This is a genomic window from Flavobacterium pectinovorum (assembly GCF_006438875.1).
Lineage (GTDB): Bacteria > Bacteroidota > Bacteroidia > Flavobacteriales > Flavobacteriaceae > Flavobacterium > Flavobacterium pectinovorum_A.
The window spans coordinates 1-4940 of record NZ_RCZH01000039.1; the positions used below are offsets into that span (position 1 = coordinate 1).

Sequence of the window (4940 nt, forward strand, 5' to 3'; positions counted from 1 at the left end):
GATTCTATATTTATAAGGCTCGATTCCGTTTGAAGCTGTAACAACAATACTTCCGTTGCTATCTCCAAAACAACTTACTTTCGTTGCTACTGCAATTCCTTTTGGAACTGTTTTTGGAGTTACTATTACAGCATTTGATACTGCAGGACATCCCTGAGAATCTGTTACTCTAAAAGTATACGTTCCATCAACTGTTGCAACATAAGGCAATGTTGTGAAGGCATTATATCCAGTTCCATCGATATCTACTTCATAAGTAGTATAAGTTCCTGTTCCTCCTGTTGGAGTCAATTTAATCGTAGCATCTACAGCACATGTTAAATCCTGATTCAAGTCTGCTTGTAAAAACACTTGTGGTTTTACTACAAAACTTACTTGGTTTGATTTACATCCGTTACCGTCAATGATACCAAATATATAAGTTCCCGCACCTGTAACCGTATAAGTAGTACCTGGTATTTCTACACCGTTTAGTGTATATTTCGCAGGAGCTACAGCTACTGTAGATAATGCCGCCAAATCTATTGTAACATTCGTTCCAACATAACATATTGGTGCCGGCATTGCAATTGCTGGTGCAGCATCTTTGGTAATAATTACCGCAAGTGGTGCTGTAATTATACAACTATTAGCATCTTTTACATAAACTTTCCAATTGAAAGAAGTCGCTGTATCTAAAAATGCAGTATCTGATGGTGTAAAGGTACCTGGTCCTGTTGCTGTTGAAACTACAAATGAATATTCGTAAGGTGCAACTCCGCCAGAAGCTAATACTTGTACTTTAGCTTTGTTATCGCAATTTGCAGGTACATTGGCAATAACTGACAATGATAATGCAGGGTTTTGAATAACATTTACTGAAGCCGGAGCTGTACAGTTTGTAACTTCATCAGTAACTACAATACTTTGTGTACTTGCAGCACTTAATCCTGTAATTGATATTGTTTTACTTGTTTGTCCTGTAACCGGAGCTCCTCCGTTAAGTACATAACTGTAAGTTCCTGTAAAGTTACCTACTGTAAATAATACTTCTCCGTTTGCACCTGGATTACAAGTTACATCGCTAACCACTGTTCCGGAAACTGTAATGTTTACGGCTGGTTTTACAATGTATGATTCCTGATACGTACATCCGTTTGCGTCTGTAACCTGGAATATATAAGGATCATTGCTTGGAGCCAATCCTGCAAATACATTTAATAACTGTTTTGCTCTTACAATTGGAGATAAAATCTCATATTGAGGTGTTCCAACTCCCTTAGTTACTGAATTTATTGTAACTGTACTTGTTTGTCTGGCAGCTGGCTGACAGAATACAAGAGTTCCTGAAATGTCCATATCAGTTGGAGCGTTTAATGCCGGAACATTAACTCCATCTGCTAATTTGAACTTACATCCGTTGGCATCCATAACATAAACATCGAATCTAATTCCTGCGTATGTTTCGTATTTATCATTTGTAGAGTATGTTAAGCCTCCATCATAACTGTATTGGTATGGCGATGTTCCGTCTATTCCAACTACGGTTACAACAGCTTTTGTTGGTGCATTTCCTGTAGTACAATTCAATGGAGCCGTTATCGACGAACTCGCTGATAATGCTACTGGTGTACCAACTGTTGCTGTACGAGTATCTGAACATTGTTTAGCGTCTTTAACTCTAACAACATAATTATTTCCAGCCGGTAAATTTTTAAATTGACTTGATCCCGGGAAAGGTACAAGAATAGCAGCACCTTGCTCTAATTGATATTCATAAGGACCTGTTCCGCTAGTAACGTTAACCGTAATCGTTCCATTTGAATCACTAAAACAAGTTACATCTGTTGGAACTGCCGTAAAGGCAATCGTTGGAATTGGATCTAAAGTAAATCCTTTTTCAACACTACAAATAGTTGTATTACCATTATCTGTAGCTTTAAAGATATAACTTCCTGTAACACTTGTATCAAGAATATTACTTGGCATTGTTGTCCAACTTCCTCCATTATTAGTAGAATACTCATATTTATAAGTTGGTCCAAAACCACCTGTAGCTGTCAAAGTAATCTTTGCATCCGGAGTTCCTGTACAATCAATATCTTTAGTCAAATTAACATCAAGTTTCAATTGTGGTTTAACTTCATAATTTACAGAAGCCGTACATCCTTTACCGTCTTTGATAACCAAATTGTAGATTTTTGCAGCATTGAATTTAAAGTTTGGTGATGTCTGGAAAACGCTTCCATCTACACTATAAGTTGCACCTCCAACAATTGCCGGATCAACAAAACCAGTTATAGTAATTGTAAATTGATTTCCATCATAACAAATTGGTGCTGGTACATTGATAGTTGGATCTTGGTATTTGTAAACTGTAACTGGTACATGTTGAATACATCCAAAAGTATCTTTTGTATACACATCATATACAATACCTGCAACACTTCCCGGTTTTGTAAATGTATTTGGAGTTTTCCAATCAGCATCTACAGGAGAAGCTCCAGAAGCAACTACCTGATAATAGTATGGTGCTGTTCCGAATTTTGCCTGAGCAGAAATAGTTCCCTGGTTCGTACAGTCTGCTATTGATGTAGCAGAAGCAACTAATTCTAATAATTTAGGTGATTCTTTAATATTAAAGTCTTTAGAAACTACTGAACAACCTTTATTTGGTCCTGCAACTTCTTTAACTAATATATAATAAGTACCTACAGCTAAAGGACCTAAATCAACACTAGCCGATGTTGCACCACCAGCAATTGTAGCTAATCCAGATGCTCCTGCAATTGGTACATTAGTAAAAGATTCAAAAACCTGATAACTTACATCAACTGAAGTTGCGTAATTGTTTTTAACTTCAAAAGTTACTTTTCCATCACCTGCTGCAGTACATGTAATATTATGCGCCACATCATTAACAATAGATAATGTTGAATTTGATGGAACTGGCTTATCTGCTTGCTGATAATAATAACATTTTGTTACTTCATCATAAACTATAAAAGTATAGGTTACTCCAGGAGTAAGGCCGTAAAAAATTGCTGATTCACTTCCTACTGCAGGAAATTCTCCTATCCATCCACCAACACCGTCTGCGGTAAATACTTGTCCAGGTCCTGTATAAATATTGAAATGGTATGGTCCATTACCAGTTAATAAACTTCCAACTGTTACAACGGCTTTACCACCAGCAGGAACTGCAGGAGGTCCAACAATAGCTTCGCAATTAACCGTTGTTAAATCAATATTAATATCAAGTTTATCTACAGGAGAAGCAACTAAAACGTCTTTTTCGATTACTGAACATCCATTCGCATCTACAACTCTAATTGTATAGTAACCAAAATCAACTACATTAAAAGTAACTGAAGTAGCTCCAGTATTATTAGGCTCAGATTTATTATAACCATTAAGACCTGTAACGTAATATGTGTAAGGAGCTGTTCCACCTGTTACACTATCAACAACAACATTTCCTTTAGAAATTCCACCACTGATCGCATCACAAGTAATTGGATCTGCATGAGATGCAACAATAATTTTAGTTGCTTGCTTAATTTCAATATCTTCTGAATAGCTACAACCTTTTGCATCTGTCACTGTAACTACATAAATAGCTGCAGGTAAACCAGATGTTTGTGTTCCATAATCCTGAAGTGTCGCTTTGTTTTTTACATTAATTAAAAACGGTGCAACTCCTTTAGTAGGATCAATATTAATAGTTATAGATCCTGAAGTATCTCCAAAACAACCTAGCACTGCTGGAAGTGGTGCTGTGAAATGAGGAGGTGTAGGTGTTGTAATTTGAACTGGTACTGCGATAGTCGCTGTACAGTTACTTACATTGTCTTTTACAGTAAAGATATAATCTGCAGGATCACTTGTAGTGAAAACATTTCCAGCAAAAGTTCCTACCGCAGCAGCTGGCGTAGCTGTATAACTATAAGTATAAGAACCGCTTCCTCCACCAATTGTTAAGGTAACTTTAGCTTCTTCTGAACCTACAGTACATGTAATGTCTTTATCTATTATTGGAGTTATTGTTAATTTATCATAAACAGTAACCGGTGTTGTTGTTTTAGCAATACATCCATTTGCATCTTTCGCCCAAATATTATAAGTTCCTGCAGTAGTTACTGTGAACGTATTTGGAGTGTTAAATGAAGTACCATTTATACTATAAGTAAAAGGTCCTTTTCCAACTCCTGTTGCTGTGATAGTATAAGTACCTACACCTAAACATTGATTGGTAGCTGTAGCAGTAACTGTTGGCACAGCATCATTAACAATTGTAATATCAAATTTAACTTGACAACCATTTGCATCAACAACATAACCATCCCAGTCTGAACCTAATGCCGGATCTAAATTAGCTGTATTTGAAGTTGTCAATGTACCCATAGCAGCACCATCCAAAACAAATGCATATTTATAAGCAAGTGTTCCTCCTGCTGCGTTTATTGTAACTGCTGAAGTACCAACTTTACAATTACCATTTACCTGTACAAGAGTTGCTGTTAAAGGATTTAATGGTTCATCGATAATTATTGTTGCAGTGCTTTTACATCCTGTAGAATTTGAAGTAACTTCTACTGTATAAGTTCCTTTTGCAACATTTTTCAATACTAAAACATTAGCATCGGTTGCTGATTTTGTAAGTGTACCTGTTCCTAATGTTCCTGCTGTTAAAGCGAAAGTATAATCTCCTGCAGTAGCAACGTTTGAAATCGTAAACGTTCCATTTCCAGTTGAATCTCCTTTACATTTTACATCATTGTTTTTATTTCCTGAAATAGCAATTTTCACTGCTGCATCTATCGTAATAACTTTTGTGTCAAAACATCCGTTGGCATCCGTAACTTTAAAGGTATAACTACCTGCAGCTAATCCATTAAATACATTCGAAGGCTGTTGTGCAATTATTGCCTGAGACGGTGCAATAGTTTCATATTTCAATG

At 36.3% G+C, this 4940-nt stretch carries 1 protein-coding gene; it reads right to left on the bottom strand.

Annotated features, from left to right (window positions below):
• A partial coding sequence (locus EAH81_RS27180) for a SprB repeat-containing protein (RefSeq protein WP_140512111.1) occupies window positions 1–4940 on the bottom strand: 4940 nt, incomplete at both ends.